General features: G+C 78.6%; 3 protein-coding genes and 1 pseudogene. 3 read left to right on the top strand and 1 reads right to left on the bottom strand.

The features are described from left to right. The 3 genes and pseudogenes from HLB09_RS17920 to mnhG form a co-directional block, all read left to right on the top strand. Positions 1-224, top strand: a pseudogene (locus tag HLB09_RS17920) (hypothetical protein); the annotation flags it as partial. Further along, entirely contained in the window at positions 221-538 is a 318-nt protein-coding gene (locus HLB09_RS15510; RefSeq protein WP_322790217.1) for a monovalent cation/H+ antiporter complex subunit F, read from the top strand. The pseudogene HLB09_RS17920 and the gene HLB09_RS15510, both read left to right, overlap by 4 nt. After that, positions 535-987, top strand: a complete 453-nt coding sequence (mnhG, locus tag HLB09_RS15505; protein ID WP_322790216.1) for a monovalent cation/H(+) antiporter subunit G — start codon at positions 535-537, stop codon at positions 985-987. Before HLB09_RS15510 ends, mnhG begins: the two co-directional genes overlap by 4 nt. 182 nt (positions 988-1,169) lie before the next feature. Here the strand turns inward: mnhG and HLB09_RS15500 are convergent. Continuing rightward, positions 1,170-2,732 (bottom strand): choice-of-anchor G family protein (locus tag HLB09_RS15500; RefSeq protein WP_171204223.1); only part of this gene is annotated, 1,563 nt, incomplete at its 5' end.

Genomic DNA, 2,732 nt, shown 5'->3' with positions numbered 1-2,732 from the left:
CCCGCGCGGGCCGCTCGCCGCGGCCGGGCGAGCCCGTGCACGAGGTGGGCGAGCCCGGCGAGGACTCCCCGCGCCGGGAGGCGCCCGACGACGCCGCGGCGACGGGCGGCAGGAGCACGGGCGGGGGCGCGAGCCCGGGGGGGAGCCCGGGGGGGAGCCCGGGGGGGAGCCCGGGGGAGAGCAGGGGCGCGAGCAGGGGCGCCGGCGGCGAGGAGGAGCGGTGAGCGGGGTGCTGGAGGCGATGGGCCTGAGCGGGTCGTCGGGGACCGGCGGCTGGTCGGCGGTGCTCGTGCTGCTGGCGGGGGTGGCCCTGCTGGTCGCCGGGCTCTGCGTGCTCGTGCGCGCGGTCGTGGGGCCGACGGTGCTCGACCGCGTCGTGGCGCTCGACGCGCTCGTCGTCGTCCTCGTCGCCGCCTTCGGGCTGCAGGCGGCCGTGACCCGGAGCACCGCGACGCTGCCCGTGCTCGTCGTGCTCGCCCTCGTGGGCTTCGTCGGGTCGGTGTCCGTGGCGCGCTTCGCCGCGAAGGAGACCCGGTGAGCGGCGGCGCCGTGGGCGCCGTCCTCGACGTCCTGGCCGGGCTGTGCCTCGGCGCGGGCGTGCTCCTCGCGCTCGTGGCGGCCCTGGGGGTGCTCCGCCTGCCCGACGTCCTCACGCGGCTGCACGCGGCCGCGAAGCCCCAGGCGCTCGGCGTCGTGCTCGTGGCGGTCGGCGTGGGCCTCGCCGTCCGGACCCCCACGGCGATCGGCGTCGTGGCGCTCGTCGTCGTCTTCCAGCTCGTGACGGCGCCCGTCGCCGCGCACATGGTCGGCCGGGCGGCCTACCGGACGGGCAAGGTGCGCCGCGACCTGCTGCTCGTCGACGAGCTCAGCGACCTCGAGGGCGGCGAGGCGCCCGAGGGCGGGCTGCCCGACGGCTGCACCGTCCGCGACGCCGAGCCCGCGCCCGGTGCCCCCCGCTCCGACCACGAGGAGCCCCGCCGGGCCTGACGCGGGTCGACCTTGTGGGCCGAAATCCTCGTGGGTGGACCCCGTGGGCCGACGCGCCGTGCGTCGTCCCACGGGGTCCACCGCGGTGGCCGGTGCCCCACGAGGTCCACCACCGGCGCGCCGCCGGGTGCGGGCCAGGGGAGCTCGACCTCGGGGCAGCTGGACCTCGGGGCAGCCCGACGTCAGGGCAGCTCGACCACGGGGCCGACCGAGGACGTCGCCAGCCGCAGCGCCGTCGGCTGCACGAACCCGGCCAGCGCGGTGATCCGCAGCGCCGCGACGTCGTGGACGCCGCCGGCGTCCCGCCGGTCGTTGACGACGAGGGAGATCGCCGACCGCAGGCCGGACAGGGCCGTCGACGCCGCTGCGGTGACGGGAGGCAGCGAGGCGCGCACGGTGGTGCCGAGGGTGGCGACGGCGCCGGTCGGGCCGAAGAGCCCGGACTGCAGGCCGTCCCGGACGATGACCGTGACGAGCGACGCGACGTTCGCCGGGACGAGCGAGCCCAGGGGGATGGCGCCGACGAGCTGCACCTGCGCCGTCCCGGCGACCACCTGGGCGACCGTGGCGTCCAGCGCGAGCAGCGGCAGGCCGAGGAGGCGCACGTCCACCACCACGCGCGCCGCCCGCAGCGCCGCGTCCACCGCGGTCTGCAGGCTCGTCGCCCACTGGGTGAGCAGGGTGTCGACCCGCGCGGTCACCTGGTCCAGGAGGAGCTGGTCGAGCACGAGCTCGGTGCCGGGCGCACGCCCGTTGAGGCCGCCCCGGCCGGACAGCAGGCGCTCGAGGTCGACCTCGACGACGCCCCGCCCCAGGTCGACGACGACCTCGCTGCCCTCGCCGAGCCGGGCGTTGAGCAGCGGGTCGACCGCGGCGGCCAGGTCGACGTGGACGGTGACCGTCGTGAGCGAGCCCGACAGCCCGCTGATGGCCTTGATGCTCGAGACGAGCTGGCTCTCGAGGCCCCTCACGGCCGACGTGGCGGTCGACGTGGCGGTGACGGCGCTCTGCCGCGCCGCGACGACCGCCGGCGACGCCAGCCGCAGGCGCAGCCCGGCGACCCGGTAGTCGCGCACGGGTGCGGCGCCGGTCTCGTCGCGCAGGCATCCGTCGAGCATCGCCGTCGACGACAGGGCGCCGACCTGCAGCTTGAGCCCCGCGAGCGAGGAGACGCCGGGGGCGAGGCCGGCGAGGTCGACCACCGCGGGGCCGGGCAGGGACCCGTCGGGGCCGACGGTCGTGGAGGTCGTGCGCACGGCGCCGGTGTCCGTGACGGCCCCGGCCGCGGAGCGCGCCTCGCCGTCGCTCGCGGCGTACGCCGTCTGGTGGAGCAGGGCGGCCTCCTGGCCGGCGGCGGGCAGGACGACCACGGACGCCGCCTGCCCGCTCGCCACGCCGCTCAGCGCGGTGACCGAGAGGGGAGCGGCGTGCGCGTCGGGGCCGACCGCGGGGGCGGTGCTCGGCGTGGCGACGGCGCTCGTCCCGGGCGCGCCGGTGTGCTGCGTCGTCACGCCCGAGAGCGCGGCGACGGGCGACAGGTCCGCCCCGAGCAGCGTGCCCGAGAGCATCCGGGCGTCGGCGCGGGAGCTGTAGCGGTAGGCGCGGGTGCAGTCCCGGGCGCCGCCGAGGAGCTCGGAGCGCACGTGCTCGGTGTCGAGCCACGAGGCGTCGGTCAGCCCGAGGGCCGGGAGGCCGAGCGGCCCGTCGCCGTCGGCCGCCCGGCCGAGGGCCGGCAGGAGGGAGAT

The organism is Pseudokineococcus marinus (genome assembly GCF_013004605.1).
Lineage (GTDB): Bacteria > Actinomycetota > Actinomycetes > Actinomycetales > Quadrisphaeraceae > Pseudokineococcus > Pseudokineococcus marinus.
This window is presented reverse-complemented; position numbering and strand designations above follow the sequence as displayed.